This is a genomic window from Streptomyces sp. NPDC002018 (assembly GCF_042890865.1).
Taxonomy (GTDB): Bacteria; Actinomycetota; Actinomycetes; order Streptomycetales; family Streptomycetaceae; genus Streptomyces.
The window spans coordinates 179,340-201,274 of sequence record NZ_JBIASO010000004.1 but is presented as its reverse complement, the minus strand read 5'-3'; the positions used below and the strand labels follow the sequence as shown (position 1 = coordinate 201,274).

19 protein-coding genes and 1 tRNA gene are annotated in these 21,935 nt (G+C 69.9%); 11 read left to right on the top strand and 9 right to left on the bottom strand.

Going from position 1 to position 21,935, the window contains the following annotated elements:
* The first annotated feature begins 69 nt into the window (after positions 1-69).
* From acs to ACFYYH_RS08435, 5 genes are all read left to right on the top strand, one after another.
* Positions 70-2,028 carry an acetate--CoA ligase gene (gene acs, locus ACFYYH_RS08455; RefSeq protein ID WP_388547629.1) on the top strand — a complete coding sequence of 653 codons (1,959 nt, stop codon included), beginning with the start codon at positions 70-72 and terminating at the stop codon, positions 2,026-2,028.
* Between the two features lie 212 nt (positions 2,029-2,240).
* A complete protein-coding gene (gene nhaA, locus ACFYYH_RS08450; RefSeq protein WP_388547627.1) occupies positions 2,241-3,674 on the top strand; it encodes a Na+/H+ antiporter NhaA in 1,434 nt (477 codons plus the stop codon).
* Positions 3,675-3,720: 46 nt separating this feature from the next.
* On the top strand, positions 3,721-4,215 hold the full coding sequence (locus tag ACFYYH_RS08445; RefSeq protein ID WP_388547624.1) for a phage holin family protein: 495 nt from the start codon (positions 3,721-3,723) through the stop codon (positions 4,213-4,215).
* Positions 4,212-5,270 (top strand): alpha/beta fold hydrolase, encoded by a 1,059-nt coding sequence (locus ACFYYH_RS08440; RefSeq protein WP_388547621.1) that lies wholly within the window; start codon positions 4,212-4,214, stop codon positions 5,268-5,270. The genes ACFYYH_RS08445 and ACFYYH_RS08440 overlap by 4 nt, the downstream gene beginning before the upstream one ends.
* A gap of 354 nt (positions 5,271-5,624) precedes the next feature.
* Positions 5,625-5,804 (top strand): hypothetical protein, encoded by a 180-nt coding sequence (locus tag ACFYYH_RS08435; protein WP_388547619.1) that lies wholly within the window; start codon positions 5,625-5,627, stop codon positions 5,802-5,804.
* Positions 5,805-5,963: 159 nt separating this feature from the next.
* Here the strand turns inward: ACFYYH_RS08435 and ACFYYH_RS08430 are convergent, their stop codons facing one another.
* From ACFYYH_RS08430 to nth, 3 genes are all read right to left on the bottom strand, one after another.
* Entirely contained in the window at positions 5,964-7,163 is a 1,200-nt protein-coding gene (locus ACFYYH_RS08430) for a MarP family serine protease (protein WP_388547617.1), read from the bottom strand.
* Positions 7,164-7,364: 201 nt separating this feature from the next.
* Positions 7,365-8,081, bottom strand: a complete 717-nt coding sequence (locus ACFYYH_RS08425; protein WP_388547615.1) for an NUDIX hydrolase — start codon at positions 8,079-8,081, stop codon at positions 7,365-7,367.
* Positions 8,082-8,262: 181 nt separating this feature from the next.
* The gene (gene nth / locus ACFYYH_RS08420; RefSeq protein ID WP_388548102.1) at positions 8,263-9,159 is read right to left on the bottom strand and encodes an endonuclease III; all 897 of its coding nucleotides are present in this window, start codon (positions 9,157-9,159) and stop codon (positions 8,263-8,265) included.
* A gap of 338 nt (positions 9,160-9,497) precedes the next feature.
* On the opposite strand from nth, the gene ACFYYH_RS08415 reads away from it, so the two are divergent.
* Positions 9,498-10,172, top strand: coding sequence for a Crp/Fnr family transcriptional regulator (locus tag ACFYYH_RS08415; RefSeq protein ID WP_015034542.1), 675 nt, complete (start codon positions 9,498-9,500; stop codon positions 10,170-10,172).
* Between the two features lie 427 nt (positions 10,173-10,599).
* On the opposite strand, the gene ACFYYH_RS08410 is transcribed toward ACFYYH_RS08415, so the two are convergent.
* From ACFYYH_RS08410 to ACFYYH_RS08395, 4 genes are all read right to left on the bottom strand, one after another.
* A complete protein-coding gene (locus ACFYYH_RS08410) occupies positions 10,600-11,433 on the bottom strand; it encodes an MBL fold metallo-hydrolase (RefSeq protein ID WP_388547612.1) in 834 nt (277 codons plus the stop codon).
* Complete coding sequence (locus tag ACFYYH_RS08405) at positions 11,430-12,431, bottom strand: NUDIX hydrolase (RefSeq protein WP_388547610.1); 1,002 nt, start codon at positions 12,429-12,431, stop codon at positions 11,430-11,432. Before ACFYYH_RS08405 ends, ACFYYH_RS08410 begins: the two co-directional genes overlap by 4 nt.
* 334 nt (positions 12,432-12,765) lie before the next feature.
* Positions 12,766-13,236 (bottom strand): RidA family protein, encoded by a 471-nt coding sequence (locus tag ACFYYH_RS08400; RefSeq protein WP_388547606.1) that lies wholly within the window; start codon positions 13,234-13,236, stop codon positions 12,766-12,768.
* Positions 13,233-13,394, bottom strand: a complete 162-nt coding sequence (locus ACFYYH_RS08395; protein ID WP_093601778.1) for a DUF4177 domain-containing protein — start codon at positions 13,392-13,394, stop codon at positions 13,233-13,235. The genes ACFYYH_RS08400 and ACFYYH_RS08395 overlap by 4 nt, the downstream gene beginning before the upstream one ends.
* Positions 13,395-13,465: 71 nt before the next feature.
* Here ACFYYH_RS08395 and ACFYYH_RS08390 point away from each other — a divergent pair, with 71 nt between their 5' ends.
* Together ACFYYH_RS08390 and ACFYYH_RS08385 are read left to right on the top strand one after the other, a co-directional pair.
* The gene (locus ACFYYH_RS08390; protein WP_388547604.1) at positions 13,466-14,431 is read left to right on the top strand and encodes an ArsA family ATPase; all 966 of its coding nucleotides are present in this window, start codon (positions 13,466-13,468) and stop codon (positions 14,429-14,431) included.
* A 379-nt stretch (positions 14,432-14,810) separates the two neighbouring features.
* Positions 14,811-16,280: an ArsA-related P-loop ATPase gene (locus ACFYYH_RS08385; RefSeq protein ID WP_388547601.1), complete on the top strand. Its 1,470-nt coding sequence runs from the start codon at positions 14,811-14,813 to the stop codon at positions 16,278-16,280.
* A gap of 383 nt (positions 16,281-16,663) precedes the next feature.
* Here the strand turns inward: ACFYYH_RS08385 and ACFYYH_RS08380 are convergent, their stop codons facing one another.
* On the bottom strand, positions 16,664-17,008 hold the full coding sequence (locus ACFYYH_RS08380) for a WhiB family transcriptional regulator (protein ID WP_030353248.1): 345 nt from the start codon (positions 17,006-17,008) through the stop codon (positions 16,664-16,666).
* A gap of 397 nt (positions 17,009-17,405) precedes the next feature.
* Between ACFYYH_RS08380 and ACFYYH_RS08375 the strand changes: the two genes are divergently transcribed.
* Positions 17,406-19,697: a transglycosylase domain-containing protein gene (locus tag ACFYYH_RS08375; RefSeq protein ID WP_388547599.1), complete on the top strand. Its 2,292-nt coding sequence runs from the start codon at positions 17,406-17,408 to the stop codon at positions 19,695-19,697.
* Between the two features lie 529 nt (positions 19,698-20,226).
* Here ACFYYH_RS08375 and ACFYYH_RS08370 read toward each other — a convergent pair.
* Positions 20,227-20,688 (bottom strand): GatB/YqeY domain-containing protein, encoded by a 462-nt coding sequence (locus ACFYYH_RS08370; RefSeq protein WP_388547597.1) that lies wholly within the window; start codon positions 20,686-20,688, stop codon positions 20,227-20,229.
* Positions 20,689-20,765: 77 nt separating this feature from the next.
* On the opposite strand from ACFYYH_RS08370, the gene ACFYYH_RS08365 reads away from it, so the two are divergent.
* Together ACFYYH_RS08365 and ACFYYH_RS08360 are read left to right on the top strand one after the other, a co-directional pair.
* Positions 20,766-21,692 (top strand): metallophosphoesterase, encoded by a 927-nt coding sequence (locus ACFYYH_RS08365; protein ID WP_388547594.1) that lies wholly within the window; start codon positions 20,766-20,768, stop codon positions 21,690-21,692.
* A gap of 85 nt (positions 21,693-21,777) precedes the next feature.
* Positions 21,778-21,851, top strand: a tRNA-Pro gene (locus ACFYYH_RS08360).
* The last annotated feature ends 84 nt before the right edge of the window (positions 21,852-21,935 follow it).

Genomic DNA, 21,935 nt, shown 5'->3' with positions numbered 1-21,935 from the left:
CGCCCTGGGAAAGGGAGATGTCGTGAGCAACGAAAGCCTGGCCAATCCGCTCAGGAAGGAGATGGGACTGTGACCGAGAATCCTTCCCTCTCCAACCTGCTCAAGGAGGAGCGGCGGTTCGCTCCGCCGGTCGAGCTGGCCGCGCACGCCAATGTGACGGCGGAGGCGTACGAGCGGGCCGAGGCGGACAGGCTTGGCTTCTGGGCCGAGCAGGCGAGGCGGCTCACCTGGGTCACCGAGCCGACCGAGACGCTGGACTGGTCGAACCCGCCGTTCGCGAAGTGGTTCGCGGACGGTGAGCTGAATGTCGCCTACAACTGCGTCGACCGCCATGTGGAGGCCGGCCACGGCGACCGCGTCGCGATCCACTTCGAGGGCGAGCCGGGCGACAGCCGCGCGATCACCTACGCGGAGCTGAAGGACGAGGTGTCACGCGCCGCCAACGCGCTCACCGAGCTGGGTGTGCGCAAGGGCGACCGGGTCGCGGTCTATCTGCCGATGATCCCCGAGGCCGCGGTCGCGATGCTGGCCTGCGCACGGATCGGGGCCGCGCACTCGGTGGTCTTCGGCGGCTTCTCGGCCGACGCCGTCGCCTCCCGTATCCAGGACGCCGACGCCAAACTGGTCATCACCGCCGACGGCGGCTACCGCCGGGGCAAGCCGAGCGCCCTCAAGCCCGCCATCGACGAGGCCGTCACCAAGTGCCCGCAGGTCGAGCATGTGCTGGTGGTACGGCGTACGGGCCAGGACACGGCCTTCGACGACAGCCGTGATGTGTGGTGGCACGACATTGTGGGCCGCCAGTCCGCGGAGCACGCCCCGGAGGCGTTCGGCGCGGAACACCCGCTGTTCATCCTCTACACCTCGGGCACGACGGGGAAGCCGAAGGGCATCCTGCACACCTCGGGCGGCTATCTCACCCAGGCGGCCTACACCCACCACGCCGTCTTCGACCTCAAGCCCGAGTCGGACGTGTACTGGTGCACCGCGGACATCGGCTGGGTGACCGGCCACTCGTACATCGTCTACGGGCCGCTCGCCAACGGCGCCACCCAGGTCATGTACGAGGGCACCCCCGACACCCCCCACCAGGGCCGCTTCTGGGAGATCGTCCAGAAGTACGGGGTGACGATCCTCTACACCGCGCCGACGGCGATCCGTACGTTCATGAAGTGGGGCGACGACATCCCCGCCAAGTTCGACCTGACCTCCCTGCGCGTCCTGGGCTCGGTCGGCGAACCGATCAACCCCGAGGCCTGGATCTGGTACCGGGAGAACATCGGCGCCGGCAAGACCCCCATCGTGGACACCTGGTGGCAGACCGAGACCGGCGCCATGATGATCTCCCCGCTCCCCGGCGTCACCGAGACCAAGCCCGGCTCCGCCCAGCGCGCCCTGCCCGGCATCTCCGCGACGGTGGTCGACGACGAGGCCAACGAGGTGCCCAACGGGGGCGGCGGCTATCTGGTCCTCACGGAGCCGTGGCCGTCCATGCTCCGTACGATCTGGGGCGACGACCAGCGCTTCATCGACACCTACTGGTCGCGCTTCGAAGGCAAGTACTTCGCCGGGGACGGCGCCAAGAAGGACGACGACGGCGACATCTGGCTGCTCGGCCGGGTCGACGACGTCATGCTGGTCTCGGGCCACAACATCTCCACCACCGAGGTCGAGTCCGCGCTCGTCTCGCACCCCAAGGTCGCCGAGGCCGCGGTCGTCGGCGCCGCCGACGAGACGACCGGCCAGGCCATCGTCGCCTTCGTCATCCTGCGCGGCAGCGCCACGGTCGACGACGGGCTCGTCGCCGAGCTCCGCAGCCATGTCAGCACCGCCCTCGGCCCGATCGCCAAGCCCAAGCGGATCCTGCCTGTCGCGGAACTTCCCAAGACCCGCTCCGGCAAGATCATGCGACGGCTGCTGCGCGACATCGCGGAGAACCGTCAGCTCGGTGATGTCACCACCCTCACCGACTCCTCCGTCATGGAGCTCATCCAGAGCCAGTTGCCCAGCGCGGCCAGCGAGGACTGAGCACCACCGGGGGCGGATGCCCACGGAGACAGAGAGACCCGGGCGACAGACACACCTGGGTGACAGAAGCACCTGGGCGGGGTGCCCGGCACAGGAAGTGCCGGGCACCCTGCCCCGGGTAAAGTGGGCCGAGCGTCAACAACACGCCGAGCATCAACAACACAATGAGAACTCTGGGTGCGCCGGGAAGTCTGGTCGGCATGTGATCCGTCATGTCCGCCGTGCCGCCCCGGAGGTTCTGCACCGTGCCAGCGCCCGCGCCCACCACGCCCCGTAAGTTCCTCGGACGCCTCCCACTGCCCGAGCGGAACTACCTCGCGGACGCGCTGCGCACCGAGACCGTCGGCGGCATGTTGTTGCTCGTCGCCGCCCTCACCGCCCTGATCTGGGCGAACACCCCGCTGCGCGACAGCTACGCGTCCGTACGCGACGTCCATTTCGGGCCCGGTGCGCTCGGCCTCGATCTCTCCCTGCAGCACTGGGCCGCCGACGGGCTGCTCGCCGTCTTCTTCTTCGTCGCCGGAATCGAACTCAAACGGGAGCTGGTCGCCGGAGAGCTGCGCGATCCCAGGGCCGCCGCGCTCCCCGTCATCGCCGCCCTGTCCGGCATGGCCGTACCCGCACTGGTCTATGTGCTGGTCACCACGGTCGGTGGCGGTTCCCTGGGCGGCTGGGCCGTGCCCGTGGCCACCGACATCGCCTTCGCGCTCGCCGTCCTCGCGGTCATCGGCACCTCGCTCCCCGCCGCGCTGCGCGCCTTCCTCCTGACCCTCGCCGTCGTCGACGATCTCTTCGCGATCCTGATCATCGCCGTCTTCTTCACCAGCGACCTGAACTTCCTGGCGCTCGGCGGCGCGGTCGCGGCCCTCGCCGTCTTCTGGCTGCTGCTGAGGAAGGGGGTGCGCGGCTGGTACGTCCATGTCCCGCTGGCCCTGATCGTCTGGGGCCTGATGTACAACAGCGGGGTGCACGCCACCATCGCCGGTGTCGCGATGGGGCTGATGCTGCGCTGCCACCGTAAGGAAGGGGAGGAGCAGTCCCCCGGCGAACGCGTCGAGCACCTGGTGCGCCCCCTCTCCGCCGGACTGGCCGTACCGCTGTTCGCCCTCTTCGCCGCAGGGGTCTCGGTCTCCGGCGGTGCGCTCGGCCAGGTCTTCACCCGGCCGGAGACCCTCGGCGTGGTCCTGGGGCTGGTGGTCGGCAAGGCGGTGGGGATCTTCGGCGGTACCTGGCTGGCCGCGCGCTTCACCAGCGCCGAACTCAACGACGACCTGGCCTGGCCCGATGTGTTCGCGCTGGCCTCGCTCGCCGGCATCGGTTTCACGGTGTCGCTGCTCATCGGCGAGCTGGCCTTCTCGGACGACCCGGCGCTCACCGACGAGGTGAAGGCCGCCGTACTGACGGGCTCGCTGATCGCCGCCGTCGTGTCCGGCATTCTCCTCAAGCTGCGGGTCCGTACCTATCAGGCGCTGTACGAGGAAGAGGAGCGCGACGAGGACCTGGACGGCATCCCCGACATCTATGAACAGAACGATCCCGGGTACCACCTGCGTATGGCGGAGCTGTACGAGGCGAAGGCGGCGGAGCACCGTCGGCTGGCTGAACACGCGGGGGCGGCGAGCGATAACCGCGACAGTCCGGCATGATCGGACATCGGATCCGTAGCAGAGAAGCGAAAAGAGGGAGTCACCGATGAGCGACCCCGGCATGCACGTCGCCGACGCTGTCCGGACCGGGACGGTGGTCGAGGCCGTCGGTACCGACCGCAGTATCGGTCAACTGGTCGCCACGGCGACCGCCGAGATGTCCGCACTGGTGCACGATGAGATCGCCCTGGCCAAGGCCGAGCTCCGACAGGACGTCAGGCGGGGCGTGATGGGTGGGGCCGCCATCTCCGTCGCGGGGGTCTTCGCGCTGTTCTCGCTGCCGGTGCTGAGCTTCGCCGCCGCGTACGGGATCCACAATCTGGGACTCGGTCTCGCCTGGTCGTTCCTGATCGTCGGGGGAGCGTTCCTGGTGCTCGCCGGGCTGGCCGCCGGGCTCGCCCTGCTGAAGTTCAAGAAGGTCAAGCCGCCGGAGAAGACGATCGCCTCGGCCAAGCAGACAGCCGCCGTGCTCCAGAATGTCAAGCCTCACCCGCGCGAGGTGGGGAAGCGCGTCAAGTCTGTGGCACGCTCATCTGCATGACCGCCGCTGATTCCGACCCGGGCAAGACCTTCGGCTCGCCCGCGACCTCCGGTACCGCTGGTGCCCCTGGCGCCGCCGGCGCCCCTGGTGGCTCGGGCGCGGGTGCCTTCGGTGCCTTCGGTGCCTCGGGTGCCTCGGGTACGACGCCCACCTCGGCCGTCCGTCTTCCTGGTCCCTGGACCCACAGGGATGTAGCGGCCAATGGTGCCCGCTTCCATATCGCCGAGCTGGGCGATGGACCGCTGGTGTTGCTGCTGCATGGCTTTCCGCAGTTCTGGTGGACCTGGCGGCATCAGCTCACGGCGCTCGCGGACGCCGGCTACCGCGCGGTGGCCATGGATCTGCGAGGGGTGGGCGGCAGTGACCGCACGCCCCGCGGGTACGACCCCGCCAATCTGGCCCTCGACATCACCGGTGTAGTGCGCTCCCTCGGTGAGCCGGACGCCGCGCTCGTCGGGCATGACCTGGGCGGCTATCTCGCCTGGACCGCGGCCGTGATGCGGCCCAAGCTGGTCCGCAGACTCGCGGTCTCCTCGATGCCGCACCCGCGCCGCTGGCGCTCGGCGATGCTCTCCGACTTCGCGCAGAGCCGGGCCGGTTCCTATGTCTGGGGCTTCCAGCGGCCGTGGCTGCCGGAGCGTCAGCTCGTGGCGGACGACGCGGCGCTGGTGGGCGAGTTGATCCGGGGCTGGTCCGGGCCCACGCTCCCCGACGACGGCGCGATCGACGTCTACCGGCGCGCGATGACCATTCCCTCCACGGCGCACTGCTCGATCGAGCCGTACCGCTGGATGGTGCGGTCGATGGCACGGCCCGACGGTATCCAGTTCAACCGGCGGATGAAGCGCCCGGTGCGGGTGCCCACGCTCCAGTTGCACGGGTCGCTCGATCCGGCGATGCGGACGCGCAGCACGGCGGGATCGGCCGAGTATGTGGAAGCGCCCTACCGATGGCGGCTGTTCGATGGGCTGGGACACTTCCCGCACGAGGAGGATCCGGCGGCGTTCTCCGCGGAGCTCATCAACTGGCTCAAGGACCCCGAGCCGGATCGTTGACCGGACAATCGTCAAACGCCCCGGAGCGAGGGTGAAGGCGAGAGCGGGGCGAGGGCAGGGGCGGGAGCCGGGGCAGGGGCGGTGCAGGGGCTGAGGGCGGGGCGGTGCGGGAGCCGAGAGCGGGGCGATGCAGTGCGGGGCAGGCTCGGATACGGACCGTGCCCGACGCGTCTGGCTGCGCATGCGGTGGTACCTGCGCCTATGAGGAAGACGTAACCCGGACGACTGATTCAGGGCGCCGATATGGTCACCCTCTGAACGCTTGTCCTACGAACAGCCAATTGCCTCGCGCATAGGCCAATTGGCCCTCTCCCGCGCGGTTACCGACCTTGGGGCAGGGGCAGACGTCGGGGTATGGGCTGGACGCACGACTACGGTGACGCAGCACGCAACCGCCGCTCGGCCGCTGGGCCGATCACCCGCAAAAGGGGCGGCCCGGAAGGTCAGGGCCATGATCCGCGGCTCGGCATTTCCCTGATTCTCCGCCGCAGGGCGCGCTGGGTCTCGGCCCGGCTCCGCCATCAACGGAGCTAGGGTCTTTCGTTTGGATCTGGCTGAGCCCAGCCAGATCCAAACGAAAGACCCCAGGCGCTGTCCGTCAGGGGAGCACCAAGAAAACCCGGGGCCCGGGAGGCCCCGGGGTTCGGTGATTCGGGAAATGACGACTCCGCCGTGCCCAAGCCGCGCCGAGGGCTACAGCGCGCACTGATCGGTGTCGACCTGCTGGTTGGCGGTCCTGCCGAGCGTGATGTCGTCGCGGATCTCATCGGCCGTCAGGGCGTAGCCCGTCTGCGGGTCGTCGAGCGACCTGGCGAAGATGACTCCGTACACCTTGCCCTCCGGGGTGAGGAGCGGGCCGCCCGAGTTGCCCTGCCGTACGGTCGCGAACAGCGAGTAGACATCGCGCTGGACTTCGCCGCGGCGGTAGATGTCCGGGCCATTGGCGTTGATACGGCCGCGCACACGCGCGGAGCGCACGTCGTACGCGCCGTTCTCCGGGAAGCCCGCGACGATCGCGCCGTCGCCGCTCACCGCGTCCGCGTCGGTGAATTCGAGCGGCGTCGCGGGAAGGTTCGGCACGTCGAGTACGGCAATGTCGCGCTGCCAGTCGTACAGGACGACCGTGGCGTCGTAGAGCTGTCCCTGACCGCCTATCTGGACCGTGGGCTCCTCGACGCCGCCGACCACATGCGCGTTGGTCATGACCCGGCGCTCGGCGAAGACGAACCCGGAGCCTTCCAGGACCTTGCCGCAGCTCGGCGCCGTACCGACGACCTTGACTATCGAATTCTGGGCGCGGGCGGCGACGAGGCTGCCCGCGAGCGCCGGGTCCGGGGGCCGGACCTCGGTGATGGGCTCGTTGTCGAACGGGCTGAAGACCTGCGGGAAGCCGTTCTGCGCCAGCACGGAGGAAAAGTCAGTGAACCAGGTCGACGCCTGTGTCGGCACCACCCGGGAGACCCCGAGCAGCACCTTGGAACCGCGGACCTCCTTGCCCAGTGTCGGCAGTGAGGTCCCGGCGAGGGCCGAGCCGATCAGCCAGGCGACCAGCAGCATGGCCACGACATTGACCAGCGCGCCGCCGGTGGCGTCCAGGGCGCGGGCGGGCGACCACGTGATGTAGCGGCGCAGTTTGTTGCCGAGATGGGTGGTGAAGGCCTGGCCGACGGAGGCACAGACGATCACGATGACGACCGCCACCACGGCGGCCGTGGTCGAGACCTCGGAGTCGGCCGTGAGCCTGCCCCAGATCACAGGGAGCAGATAGACCGCGACGAGACCACCGCCGAGAAAGCCGATCACGGACAGGATGCCGACGACAAAGCCTTGGCGGTATCCGACGATCGCGAACCATACGGCGGCGAGCAGCAGCAGGATGTCCAGCACGTTCACCGTCAATAGCCTCGCTAGCCTCGCAGATACGTCTCGGTCGCCCGTCCGGCCGGCGGTGCGGGCTGCCGCCCCGCCGGTGGTACGGGCCCCCGACCGGCCGCTGGCGCACGGGTCCGGCGGCCGGTGGCGGGATCACCACGGTCACAGGGCCCCGGAAGGGGTTACCGCTCCCCGGAAGGGCAGAGCATGGGGGTCAGCCTGTCATGCGCGCCAGTCGAGCGGGACCTGCTTCGACCGGTCCCACGGACGCTCCCAGCCCGCGAAATGCAGAATCCGGTCGATCACCCCGGCCGTAAAACCCCAGACCAGGGCAGATCCCACCAGAAAGGCCGGGCCGTGATGACCGCTGGGGTGGTGGGCCGTCGCACGGTTGGCCGGATCCGTGAGATCCGCCACGGGCACGGTGAAGACACGGGCCGTCTCGGCGGGGTCGACGACGCCGACGGGGGTGGGGCGGCGCCACCAGCCGAGCACCGGCGTCACCACGAAGCCGCTCACCGGGATGTAGAGCCTCGGCAGCACGCCGAAGAGCTGGACGCCCGACGGATCGAGGCCGGTCTCCTCCTCGGCCTCGCGCAGTGCCGCCCGCAGCGGCCCCGTGGTCGCGGGGTCGCCGTCCCCGGGGTCGAGGGAACCGCCGGGGAACGAGGGCTGGCCCGGATGCGAGCGCAGGCTGCTGGCCCGTTCCATCAGCAGCAGTTCCGGCCCCCGGGGGCCGTCGCCGAAGAGGACGAGCACGGCGGACTGGCGTCCGGCGCCGCTCTCTGGCGGCAGAAAACGGCTGAGCTGCTCCGGGGCCACGGTCTGCGCGGCGCGCTCGACGGGCGTGAGCCAGTCCGGCAGCCCGTCGGCGGTGACGGCGACCCCACCGGCGAACCCGGTCATCGGCTCGTCGTAGGTCCTGTCGGTTCGTGTCATACACACCCCTGTCGCTCAACGCCTTCTACCGGCCGGATCGTTCCGCCCGTGCAGCGGATCGTCCCGCCCTCGCCCCGCGCCCACGCCCCGCGCCCCGCCCTGCCCGGACGCTCGTACAGCTCTGCCTCGCTGCCGCATCAGGCCAGTCACATGGTCGTACGTCCCGACCACCCGTCGTGCCTCACGCGGCGCCCAGCGGCGGGGCGGCCTTGCCCGGATAGTCGGCGGGCGGGCTCAGCCGCTGGCCCGGGTAGCCGCCCATCTCGTACTTGAGCAGCTTCCGCGCCTTCTCCGGGTCCGTCTCGCCCTCGCCGTACGACGGGCAGAGATGCGCGATCGGACAGGCCCCGCAGGCCGGCTTGCGGGAGTGGCAGATACGGCGCCCGTGGAAGATCACGCGGTGCGAGAGCATCGTCCACTCGCTCTTGGGGAAGATCTCGGCGATCTCCGCCTCGACCTTCTCCGGGTCCTCCTGCTCGGTCCACTTCCAGCGGCGCACCAGTCGGCCGAAGTGCGTGTCGACCGTGAGGCCGGGAACCCCGAAGGCGTTGCCCAGCACGACATTCGCCGTCTTGCGGCCCACGCCGGGCAGGGTGACGAGATCCTCCAGCCGGCCGGGCACCTCGCCGCCGAACTGATCGCGCAGGGCCGTGGACAGCCCTATGAGGGACCTCGTCTTCGCCCGGAAGAAGCCGGTCGGCCGGATGACCTCCTCCAGTTCCTCCGGCACGGCGGCGGCCATGTCCTCGGGCGTCGGGTACTTCGCGAAGAGGGCGGGCGTGGTCTGGTTCACCCGGAGATCGGTGGTCTGCGCCGACAGGACCGTCGCGACCAGCAGCTCGAACGGGTTCCGGAAGTCCAGCTCGGGATGGGCGTACGGGTAGACCTCGGCCAGCTCACGGTTGATCCGCCGCGCCCTGCGGATCATCGCCAGCCTCGACTCCGGCTTCCTCGCCTCCGGCTTCCTCGACTGAGGCTTTCCCTGCTCGGGCTTTCCCTGCTCCGACTTTCCCGGTTCCGACTCTACTTTCATCCCTTTTGTAACTTTTTTCGGTTTCGCCGAGGGCTGTTCGCCCACAGCGGAATGAGGCTCCACGGACACTCCTTCAGCCCCCTTGGCCTGCGCTGTCACCGGCGGATTCGACACCCGGCCAGCGTAAAGCCCCCCGCCGACATCCGCCCCGGCCCTGGCCGATCACCACTCGAATCAGCCCTGCGCACACACGGCAGCACATACGTACGCCAAACTTGTGATCGATCGCACGGTTTCGGACAAGCGGAATCCGACGGAGGGCCGAACGGTCCAGGGATGCCAAGCCACCCGAGAAGAAGCGGCACGTACGGCATCATGGGGACGACGGTCCCCGCGCAGGTGGGGACCACGGTTCCCTGAGCAGGTCGACAAGGAGAGAACACGTGGACGACGTTCTGCGGCGTGCCCCGCTCTTCGCGGCGCTCGATGACGAGCAGGCGGCGGAGCTGCGCGCCTCGATGAGTGAAGCGACGCTCGCGCGCGGTGACGCGCTCTTCCACGAGGGCGACCCCGGCGACCGTCTGTACGTGGTCACCGAAGGCAAGGTCAAGCTCCACCGCACCTCCCCCGACGGCCGCGAGAACATGCTGGCCGTGCTCGGCCCCGGCGAGCTGATCGGAGAGCTCTCGCTCTTCGACCCGGGCCCGCGCACCGCCACCGCGACCGCGCTCACCGAGGTCAAGCTCCTCGGTCTGGGCCACGGCGATCTCCAGCCCTGGCTGAACGCCCGTCCGGAGGTGGCCACGGCGCTGCTGCGCGCCGTCGCGCGGAGGCTACGCAAGACCAATGACCAGATGTCCGACCTGGTCTTCTCCGACGTGCCGGGCCGGGTTGCCCGCGCGCTCCTCGATCTGTCGCGCCGCTTCGGTGTGCAGTCGGAGGAGGGCATCCATGTCGTGCACGATCTGACGCAGGAGGAGCTGGCCCAGCTCGTCGGCGCGTCCCGTGAGACGGTCAACAAGGCCCTCGCCGACTTCGCGCAGCGCGGCTGGCTGCGGCTGGAGGCGCGGGCGGTGATCCTGCTGGACGTGGAGCGCCTCGCGAAGCGCTCGCGCTGACCGCGGCGGCCGGCTGCGCTCGCGCCGGCCACCGCGACCGGCCACCGCGACCGGCTGCCGCGACCGACCACCGCGACCGATTGGCGACACCGGCTGCTGGCGACACCGGCTGCCGCGAACGGCTGCCGGGCCGACTGTGGCAGCCGACAGCGACCGGCCTCGTGCGACCGGTCGCGACCGGCCACCGGCCGCCTCGCCGGCCGTGTGCACCGCAAAGTGGCGCGTTTACGCCAGGACCGCGTGAAGGGCCCCTCCGCGCGGAGGGGCCCTTCGGCATGTCGGCACGTGTTCAGCCACATGTTCAAAAGCGCAGCGGCAGCGGTACCGGCAGCCCTGGCGGCGGTAGCAGGAGCAGTGGGGCGGTGGTCCCGTCGGCCGACAGCCCCACATGGCCAACAGTCCCGCCCGGCCGACAGTCCCGTTCGTGCTACTGGATGAGCCCGTGCTCGCGCAGATACTCCAGTTGTGCCCTGACGGACAGTTCGGCCGCCGGCCAGAGGGACCGGTCCACGGCCGCGTAGACATGCGCGACCACTTCGGAGGGCGTGCGGTACCCGTTCTCGACGGCCGTCTCGATCTGGGCCAGCCGGTGGGCACGGTGGGCGAGATAGAACTCGATGGCACCCTGGGCGTCGTCCAGTACGGGCCCGTGGCCCGGCAGCACCGTATGGACCCCGTCGTCGACCGTGAGCGAGCGCAGCCGGCGCAGGGAGTCGAGATAGTCGCCGAGCCTGCCGTCCGGGTGGGCGACGAGCGTCGTGCCCCGGCCGAGGACCGTGTCACCGGTCAGTACGGCGCGGTCGGCGGGCAGATGGAAGGAGAGCGAGTCGCCGGTGTGACCGGGGGTGGGCACGACCCACAGCTCAAGACCGCCGGTGGTGATGACGTCCCCGGCCGCCAGGCCCTCGTCCCCCAGACGCAGCGCCGGGTCCAGGGCCCGTACCGGCGTACGCGTCAGCGCGGCGAAGCGCGCCGCGCCGGCCGCGTGGTCCGGGTGACCGTGGGTGAGCAGGGTCAGCGCGATCCGCTTCCCGGCCTTCTCGGCCGCGGCGACGACCGCTTCGAGGTGTACGTCGTAGAGCGGGCCCGGGTCGATGACGACCGCCGTGTCGGAGTCCGGCTCCGAGACGATCCAGGTGTTGGTGCCGTCCAGCGTCATCGCGGAGGGGTTCGGGGCGAGGACATTGACCGCGCGGGCGGTGGCCGGGCCCGAAAACACCCGGCCGCGCGGCTGACCGGGGAGGGCGGCGGCATCGGTCATCGGGGGCCTCCGTTCGGGTCGACGCGCTTGGTGAACTCGTCGTGCCCCGGCCAGCTCAGCACCAGTTCGCCGTCCTCCAGCCGTGCCGTGGCCAGTACGGGCGTCATATCGCGGCCGTCGGCACCGGCCAGCGCCTCGGCGGCCTTACCGTACGACTGGAGCTGACGCAGCGTCGAGACGGTCGGCGGCATCATCAGCAGCTCGCCCCTGTCGTACGCCGCCGTCGCCTCGGCCGGTCTGATCCACACCGTACGGTCGGCTTCCGTGGAGGCGTTCCTCGTACGCTGGCCGGTCGGCAGCGCGGCCACGAAGAACCAGGTGTCGTAGCGGCGCGGTTCGAACTCCGGCGTGATCCAGCGGGTCCACGCGCCGAGCAGATCGCTGCGCAGCACCAGCCCGCGCCGGTCCAGGAAGTCGGCGAAGGACAGTTCTCGGTCGACCAGGGCGGCACGGTCGGCCTCCCAGTCGTCGCCCGTGGTGTCGCCCACCACGCTGCCCGCGTGCTCCCCCGCGAGGAGGACACCGGCCTCCTCGTAGGTCTCCCGTACCGCCGCGCACACGATGGCCTGCGCGGAGGCGGCGTCCACGCCGAGACGGCGCGCCCATACGTCGCGGCCCGGACCGGCCCAGCCGATGAGCCGGTCGTCGTCCCGTGGGTCGACCCCGCCGCCCGGGTACGCGTACGCGCCGGCGGCGAAGGCCATGGAGGTACGCCGCCGCAGCATGTGCACGAACGGACCGGCCCCGCCGGACCCACCGGAACCTTCCGGACCGACGGAGCCGCCTGCGGTGGTCGCGGTGGCCGAACCGTGGTGGAAGCCGCCCCCGGTGGCCGGACCGTGGTCGGAGCCGCCCGCGGTGTCGGGACCATCCGGGGGTCCGTCGCGCAGGAGCATCACCGTCGCGGCCCGCCGCGGAGCCGCCGGCGTGATCTCACCGGCGGCGAGGGCACGAATCCGCTCGGGCCACTCGGGCGGGTACCACTGACCATTGGGCATGGCCGGATGCTATGCGCTGAAGCGGTGATGTTCGAGAGGCCCTAGTGGGGCATATGGTCCGGCCACACAGCAGACGGCCCCACAACGGAGCGGTACGGCACCACGAAGATCACGCCCGGTTCGCGGACACGCGCGCACCGAGCGGGATCTTCGGAGAAGGAAAGGACCGGCCGCCGACGACCCCGGCCGTATCCGTATCCGTATCCGTATCCGCGTCTTGCACCGAGCGGGCCGCCGACCCTGGCCGGCCATCGCGAGTCCTCGCCGGTCCTCGCCAGTCCTCGTCGGTCGTCGTCAGTCCTGGTCAGCCTTAATCAGTCCCGGTCAGCCCCGGTCAGTCTTCGGTCAGCTCGACCAGGATCTCGACCTCGACAGGCGCGTCCAGCGGCAGCACCGCCACACCGACGGCGCTGCGCGCGTGCACGCCCCGGTCGCCGAGCACCTGGCCGAGCAGTTCGCTCGCGCCGTTCAGTACGGCCGGCTGCCCGGTGAAGTCCGTGGCCGAGGCGACAAAGCCCACGACCTTGACCACGCGGGCGATACGGTCCAGGTCACCGGCGACCGACTTCACGGCGGCCAGGGCGTTGAGCGCGCAGGTGCGGGCGAGTTCCTTGGCCTCCTCCGGAGTGACCTCGGCGCCCACCTTGCCGGTGACCGGAAGCTTGCCCTCCACCATCGGGAGCTGCCCCGAGGTGTAGACGTACGAACCCGTCCTGACCGCCGGCTGATAGGCGGCCAGCGGCGGTACGACCTCGGGCAGCTTCAGCCCGAGCTCGGCGAGGGCCGCCTCGACAGCTCCGCTCATGCGGTTTTCTCCCGCTTCAGATAGGCCACCAACTGCTCGGGGTTGTTCGGCCCGGGAACGACCTGGACGAGCTCCCAGCCGTCCTCGCCCCAGGTGTCCAGAATCTGCTTGGTCGCGTGCACGAGAAGGGGCACAGTCGCGTATTCCCACTTGGTCATGGGCCGACTGTATCCGCACCGTGTGGCGGCCTCGTGCGTAGCCCGGGGCCCTACTGGTTAGGCTCGATTATGTGAGCAGGCTCCAGGTCGTCAGCGGCAAGGGCGGTACCGGTAAGACCACGGTCGCCGCCGCACTCGCGCTCGCCCTCGCGACGGAGGGCAAGCGCACCCTCCTCGTCGAGGTCGAGGGCAGGCAGGGGATCGCACAGCTCTTCGAAACGGAAGCCCTTCCGTACGAGGAGCGGAAGATCGCCGTCGCCTCGGGCGGCGGCGAGGTCTACGCGCTGGCCATCGACGCCGAGCGCGCCCTCCTCGACTATCTCCAGATGTTCTACAAGCTCGGCAGCGCGGGCCGGGCGCTGAAGAAGATCGGGGCGATCGACTTCGCCACGACGATCGCGCCCGGGGTCAGGGACGTCCTGCTGACCGGCAAGGCGTGCGAGGCGGTACGGCGCAGGGACAAGCAGGGACGTTTCACTTACGACTACGTGGTGATGGACGCCCCGCCCACCGGCCGTATCACCCGCTTCCTGAATGTGAACGACGAGGTGGCGGGGCTGGCGAAGATCGGCCCGATACACAATCAGGCGCAGGCCGTGATGCGGGTCCTGAAGTCGCCCGACACGGCGGTGCACCTGGTCACGCAGTTGGAGGAGATGCCGGTCCAGGAGACCGCGGACGGGGTCGCCGAGTTGCGGGCCGCGGAGCTGCCCGTGGGCAAGGTCATCGTGAACATGGTGCGTCCGCATCTCCTCGACGAGGCCGCCGTCCGCGCCGCGGCGGGCAACCGTCGCAAGGAGGTCGCCAAGGCGCTGGCGACGGCCGGGGTGGGCGCGCCGACCAAGCTGGTGGGCCCACTGCTCGAACAGGCCGCGGAGCACGCCCAGCGGGTGGAGCTGGAGCGGGAGCAGAGGGCTGTTCTGACCAAGCTCGGGCTGCCCGCGTACGAACTCCCGCTGATCGGGGAAGGAATGGACCTCGCCGGTCTCTACCGTCTGGCGAGGGAGCTACGGCAACTCGGGAAGGCCTTCTCATGACCCTGTCCCGGCCCGGGACCGTCCAGGGCTCCCGCCCCGTCCGCCCTGCCCGCCCTGTCCGCCCTGCCCATCTGGTCCGCCCCGTCCGCCCTGTCCGCTCCGCCGCCCGCCGACGTGTCCGCCCTGTCGGCCCCCACCGTGGTCGCCCTGTCCGCTCCGACGGTCCCGGGCTCGGGCTCGGTCCGGGGCTCGGGCTCGGTCCGGGGCTCCGGCTCGGTCCGGGGCTCCGGCTCGGTCCGGGGCTCCGGCTCGGTCCGGGGCTCCGGCTCGCTCCTGGGCTCGGGTCCAGTCCCGGCCCCGGCCCCTGCCTCGGCCCCGGTCCCTGCTCCGGAACTTCACGTACTACCCCCCTGGCCCCGAAGGACCGGGAGGTCCTCGCATGACGCTGGATCCGGCGGCCGCCCCGCTCGAAATCGATCCGCTGCTCGACGACCCGACCACCCGCATCATCGTGTGCTGCGGCTCCGGCGGCGTCGGCAAGACCACGACCGCCGCGGCCCTGGGCGTACGGGCGGCGGAACGCGGCCGGAAGGTCGTCGTCCTGACCATCGACCCGGCCCGGCGGCTGGCCCAGTCCATGGGCATCGACTCGCTCGACAACACCCCGCGGCAGGTCAAGGGGATCGTGGGCCCCGGCGAACTGCACGCCATGATGCTCGACATGAAGCGGACCTTCGACGAGATCGTCGAGGCGCACGCCGACGGCGAGCGGGCCCGGTCGATTCTGGAGAATCCCTTCTACCAGTCCCTCTCGGCCGGCTTCGCGGGCACGCAGGAATACATGGCGATGGAGAAGCTCGGCCAGCTACGGGCCCGCGACGAGTGGGACCTGATCATCGTCGACACTCCGCCGTCGCGCTCGGCGCTGGACTTCCTGGACGCGCCGAAACGCCTCGGATCCTTCCTGGACGGGAAGTTCATCAGGCTGCTGATGGCTCCCGCCAAGATGGGCGGCCGGGCCGGGATGAAGTTCCTCAACGCCGGTATGTCGATGATGACGGGCACGCTCGGAAAGCTGCTCGGGGGTCAGTTCCTGCGCGACGTGCAGACGTTCGTGACGGCGATGGACACGATGTTCGGCGGGTTCCGTACGCGCGCTGACGCCACGTACCGGCTGCTCCAGGCGCCGGGCACGGCGTTCCTGGTGGTCGCCGCGCCGGAACGGGACGCCCTGCGGGAGGCCGCGTACTTCGTGGAGCGGCTGGCGGCCGAGGAGATGCCCCTGGCCGGACTGGTCCTCAACCGGGTCCATGGCAGCGGCGCCGCCCGGCTGTCGGCCGAGCGGGCACTGGCCGCGGCAGAAAATCTTGAAGAGGGCCGCATTGTGGATCAGGTCGCTGGGAATGCTCCTGTTCGTGGCAGTGCTGCCCCGGACGGTTTTTCTCCCGAAGCCGCCGAGGCGCACGAGGCCGCACAAGCCGCCGAACATCATTCGCCCGACCCTGACGCGCCCGCATCCCCCCTGCCCGAGCCGCCCACTCCAGCATCGTCCGAATCATCCGAACCAGCCCAGTCTGCCGCGCTCGCGCCGGATCTCCCGCCCGCGCGGGCCGCTGCCGCAGACACTTCCGTCACGGATTCCGTCACCGGTCCTGCCGGCGATTTCGTCACGGGTTCTGTCACAGGTGTGGAACAACTGGGTGTGGAACAACTGACCGCGGGTCTGCTGCGCCTGCACGCCGAGCGCATGCAGGTGCTCGCGCGCGAACAGCGGACACGTGATCGTTTCACCGCGCTCCATCCCGAGGTGGCGGTGGCCGAAGTGGCCGCCCTGCCGGGCGATGTTCATGACCTCGCGGGGCTCAGGATCATCGGTGATCGTCTCGCGAACGGTCGTCCTGCGACCTGAACGGCGGGACGCGATGGTGGGCGGGGACGGCGCGGCTGATCGAGCCGCGACGGCCTCCCAGGAACTCCCTCGGGGGGCGTGGACGTCCTGGATAACGTCCTTCCGGAACACCCTCGGGAACGTTCTGAACTGCGCAATTGCTCTGAACCGCGTACGTGCACAGACGTGCCTGCTCGGACGCGCTCACTCACACGTCCTGCTCAAACGTGCCTGCTCAGACATGTCGCTGAGACATGTCCGCTCAGACGGAGCGACCTGCCCGGACCGCGCCCGGCCTCCTGTCGACATGGTGCCCGACCTGCTGGTCCACGGGTCGGAATCCACAGGGTGGTGGCGCTATGAGCCGGTGAGCCGTGGCGGCTGACCGGTGGTCACCGGGCCGGCTACCCGACCGCCGCGTACGTCTCGTACGTCTCGTCATCCTCCAAGCCCACGGGCAACAGGCCCGCGCTGCGTTCGTACTCCGTGCGCGCGGTCTCGAGCAGCCGCCGCCACGATGTGACGGTCGGACGCCTGCGCAGCAGTGCGCGGCGCTCCCGCTCGGTCATCCCGCCCCACACGCCGAATTCGACGCGATTGTCCAGCGCGTCGGCCAGGCATTCCGTCCGCACCGGACATCCGGTGCACACCGCCTTGGCCCTGTTCTGCGCCGCACCCTGCACAAACAGTTCATCTGGATCGGTAGTGCGGCAAGCTGCCTGCGCACTCCAGTCGGTTACCCAGCCCATGCTGGCGCCGTCCTCTCCCGAATTGAGGCTCCCCCACGGCGGCAGCGGCATATTCACCGTTGCCAGTTGAGGACGTTACGGAAGGCGGGCACGGCGCAACACCCCCTTCGGGCCCAATCTTGAATGGTCCGAACGGACTATGCGTACGCGGCAGATCACCCAGGGGAGTGACCCGAGGGTATAAAGGACCCATCCGACACAGTCGGGCATTTCACTTGAATCACAACGGGCATCAAATACCAGGCCTGGGCGTATCGGACATCGCTTCCCGTGCTTCGGGGTTCACGGGAAGTTCACGTCCGAGGCTTGATGCGCAACCACTTGGCTGTGACAGTTGAGTCCAGCTTAGGCCAGAGCCTTGACGCGTGTCCGGCGAATGAGAACGTAGGCTGCCCCCATGCCAAAAAAGCGCTCGGGCGGGGGTCTGACCGGGACCCAGCAGGCCGCCAAGTTCCTCGGTGTCAGCGTGCTCGCGGGAGCGGTGCTGGCGGGAATCGCCTTGCCGGCCTTCGGCGCGCTGGGGCTCGCGGCCAAGGGAACGGTCGAGGGATTCGACGAGATCCCCGCCAACCTGAAGACTCCGCCGCTGAGCCAGCGCACCGAGATCCTGGACTCGAAGGGTGGCCGTATCGCCACGGTCTACTCCCGCGACCGCACGGTCGTACCGCTCAAGGACATCTCCCCGTACATGCAGAAGGCGATCGTCGCGATCGAGGACGCGCGCTTTTACGAGCACGGGGCCGTCGACCTCAAGGGTGTGCTGCGGGCGCTCAACCGCAACGCGCAGTCGGGCGGCGTCGCCCAGGGCGCGTCGACCCTGACCCAGCAGTACGTGAAGAACGTATTCGTGGAGGAGGCCGGCGACGACCCCGAGAAGGTCGCCGCGGCCACCCAGCAGACCCTGGGCCGCAAGATCCAGGAGCTGAAGTACGCGATCCAGGTCGAGGAGGAACTGGGCAAGAAGAAGATCCTCGAGAACTATCTGAACATCACCTTCTTCGGGCAGCAGGCGTACGGCATCGAGGCCGCCGCCCAGCGCTACTTCTCCAAGCCCGCCAAGGAACTGAAGGTGGAGGAGGCGGCGATGCTCGCGGGCATCGTCCAGTCGCCGAGCAGGTACGACCCCGTCAATGACGAGGAAGAGGCCACCAAGCGGCGCAACACCGTGCTCCAGCGGATGGCCGACGTCCGGGACATCTCCCAGGCGGAGGCCGACCGCGCCAAGGCCACGCCGATCAAGCTCAATGTGAGCCGCCCCAAGAACGGCTGCATCACGGCCGTCACCGGGGCGGGCTTCTTCTGCGACTACGTGCGCTCGGTCTTCCTCACCGACCCCGTCTTCGGCAAGGACCGTGAGGAGCGCGCCAAACTCTGGAACCAGGGCGGGCTGACGATCCGTACGACCCTGGATCCGCAGGCGCAGAACTCGGCGCAGGAGTCGATCAAGGACCATGTGTTCCAGAGCGACCCGGTCGCGACGGCGCTGACGATCGTCGAGCCGGGGACCGGCAAGATCCTGGCGATGGGCCAGTCGAGGCCGTACGGCTTCGGGAAGAACGAGACCCAGATCAATCTGTCCGTCGACCAGAAGATGGGCGGCGGGGCCGGCTACCAGCCGGGGTCGACCTTCAAGCCGATCGTCGCGGCGGCGGCGCTGGAGCGGGGCATCCCGGCGACGCAGACCTTCCCCTCCCCGTACGAGATGACGTATCCGACCCCGGTGCAGACCTGCGACGGTCCGTGGACCGACCGGGACATCCCGGTCGAGAACGAGAACGAGTCCGAGGTCGGGCCGTACACGATGAAGGAAGCGACCGCCAAGTCGGTCAACACCTACTACGTCCAGCTCATCAGCCAGATCGGCGTCTGCCCGGTGACCGATCTGTCGGCCAAGATGGGCGTCAAGCGGGCCGACGGGAAGAAAATCCAGCAGGTTCCGTCGATCACCCTGGGCACCCAGGAGGTGTCGCCGCTGACCATGGCGTCGGCGTACGCCACCTTCGCCAGCCGCGGCACGTACTGCACCCCGATCGCGATCGAGTCGATCCTGGGCCCGAACAAGAAGCCCATGCCGGTCCCGAAGACGAAGTGCGACCGCGCGATGTCCGAGACGACGGCCGACACGATCAACACGCTGCTGAAGGGCGTGGTGGAGGACGGTACGGGCCAGCAGGCGGGCCTCGGCAGCCGGCCGAGCGCGGGCAAGACCGGTACGACCGACTTCCGGTACGCGGCCTGGTTCGTGGGCTACACGCCCAACATGTCGGGCGCGGTGTGGGTCGGTGACCCGAAGCACTCGCGGAAGATGGTCGACATCACCATCGGCAGCGAGTACTACGACAAGGTCTTCGGTGGTGAGGTTCCGGGACCGATCTGGAAGGACGCCATGTCCGGCGCGCTGGACGGCAGGCCGGCGCTCGGCTTCAACGAGATCAGCATCCCGGACGCGCCGAAGGCCCCGGAGGAGGACCCCAACAAGCCGGGGGCCGACGCCGGGCAGGACAACGGCGGTCAGGACAACGGCGGCCAGGACGGCAGGCCGGGCGGCAACCAGGGCCCCGGCGGTGCGATCCCGCCGGGCCTGATCCAGGGCGGCCAGAACGGCGGCGACGGGAACGGCGGGAACGGGAACGGCGGCGGTGGCAACGGGAACGGCGGCGGCCAGGACGGCGGCGGCGACTTCCCGTAAACCGGCGGGCACGGCTGGTTCACCAGGCATGCCAGGGATGGCAGGGATGGCATGCGTGCCAGGTAGGACGTGCGTGCCAGGTAGGACATGAAGGGGCGCCCGGTCCGTGAGACATCACGGACCGGGCGCCCTTGCGTGCGGGGGCCTGCGGGGACCCGCATGGGCGGGCCTGCGCGGGCGGGGGCCTGTAGGGGTGGCCTGGCGCGGGCGGACCCGCGCGGGCGGGGGCTTGCGCGAAGGAGGCCGCGGGTTTCACGGACACCGGGCCCGGGAAGGCCGACCCACCCGCTCCGAGGGGACCGGCCCGAGGGGACCGGCTCCTGGGCCAGCTCCCGGGCGGGGCCCCGAAGACAGGGGCACCACCACGGGCGGCCAGGCGACAGACACCGGTGTCAGGTGCAGGTCACGGATGCCTGCGACGGACCACGCCGGACGGATCAGGCAGGTCAGACGGGGTGGCGGGGTCGGGCAGGACGGACGCACCGGCCGGGTGCAGACGGGCCGGACGGGTGCAGACGGGCCGGACGGATCAGGCGAGGGACTGCTTGACGAGGGAGGCGACGCGGCCGCCGTCGGCGCGACCCGCGACCTTCGGGTTCACGATCTTCATCACGGCACCGATCGCGCGCGGCCCCTCGGCTCCGGCCGCCTTGGCCTCCTCGACGGCCTGGGCGACGATGGCGCCCAGTTCCTCGTCGGTGAGCTGCTTCGGCAGGTACGCGTCGAGGAGTACGCCCTCGGCCCGCTCCCGCTCGGCCTGCTCCGGGCGCCCTCCCTGGGTGAAGGCCTCCGCCGCCTCGCGGCGCTTCTTCGCCTCCTTGGCGATCACCTTCTGCACCTCGTCGTCGGAGAGCTCGCGCGCCTTGGTGCCCGAGACCTCCTCCTTGGTGATCGCGGAGAGCGTCAGCCGGAGCGTGGCGGAGCGGAGCTCGTCGCGCGCCCTGATGGCCTCGGTGAGGTCTTCCTTCAGCTTGGACTTAAGGCTGGTCATGAGGGCAAGTGTGGCAGGTGGCCCGTCGTGGCCGCCCACGGATTACGCGTCGGCACGGCGTCTGCGACGATGGGCGCATGCGCGCACGCTACGGAGTACCCCTGGGAATCGCGGCAGTCGGCGCTGCCGGTCTCGCCTACGCCGCCGGTTTCGAAGCCCGTTCGTTCCGACTGCGACGGATCTCCGTCCCGGTGCTGCCGCGGGGCATGCGTGATCTCCGGGTCCTCCAGGTCTCCGACATCCATATGGTGAGCGGGCAGGGCAAGAAGCAGCGGTGGCTCCAGTCGCTGGCCGGGCTGCGTCCGGACTTCGTCGTGAACACCGGCGACAACCTCTCCGACCCCGAGGGGGTACCGGAGGTGCTGGACGCCCTGGGGCCGCTGATGGAGTTTCCGGGCGTGTATGTCTTCGGCTCGAACGACTACTACGGTCCGAAGCTCCGCAACCCGGCCCGCTACCTCTTCGAGAAGGCCCAGGGGCGCCACGGTCTGAACGGCAACGCTCCGGCCGTCTCCGCGGTGCACAACCCGTGGGAGCCGATGCGCGACGCGTTCGACGCGGCGGGCTGGGTGGGCCTGAACAACACGCGCGGCCGGCTCAAGATCGACGGCCAGGAGATCGCCTTCACCGGAGTGGACGACCCGCACATCAAGCGGGACAGGTACGAGCGGGTCGCGGGCGGCCCCGAACAGGACGCCGATCTCTCGATCGGCGTGGTGCACGCCCCGTACCTGCGCTCCCTGGACGCCTTCACCGCCGACGGCTACCCCCTGATCCTGGCGGGCCACACGCACGGGGGCCAGCTCTGCATCCCCTTCTACGGAGCGCTGGTCACCAACTGCGACCTGGACACGGACCGCGTCAAGGGCCTGTCCACCCACCGCTCCGCCGGCCACACGGCCTACCTGCACGTCTCGGCGGGCTGCGGCACCAACCGCTACACCCCTCTCCGCTTCGCCTGCCCCCCCGAAGCAACCCTCCTCACCCTCACAGCCCGCCCCTGACCCCCAGGAGCCACCCCGAAACCGGATTTCGTCTCCGGCCAGCGGTGGGCTAAAGTAATCGATGTCGCCGCGACACGAGCGACATCGGGGTGTAGCGCAGCTTGGCAGCGCGCTTCGTTCGGGACGAAGAGGTCGTGGGTTCAAATCCCGCCACCCCGACAGCCGAAACACCAGGTCAGGGGCCTGATCCGCATCGCGGGTCGGGCCCCTGAGTGGTTTTTGGGGGCGCCCTGGAAGCCGTTT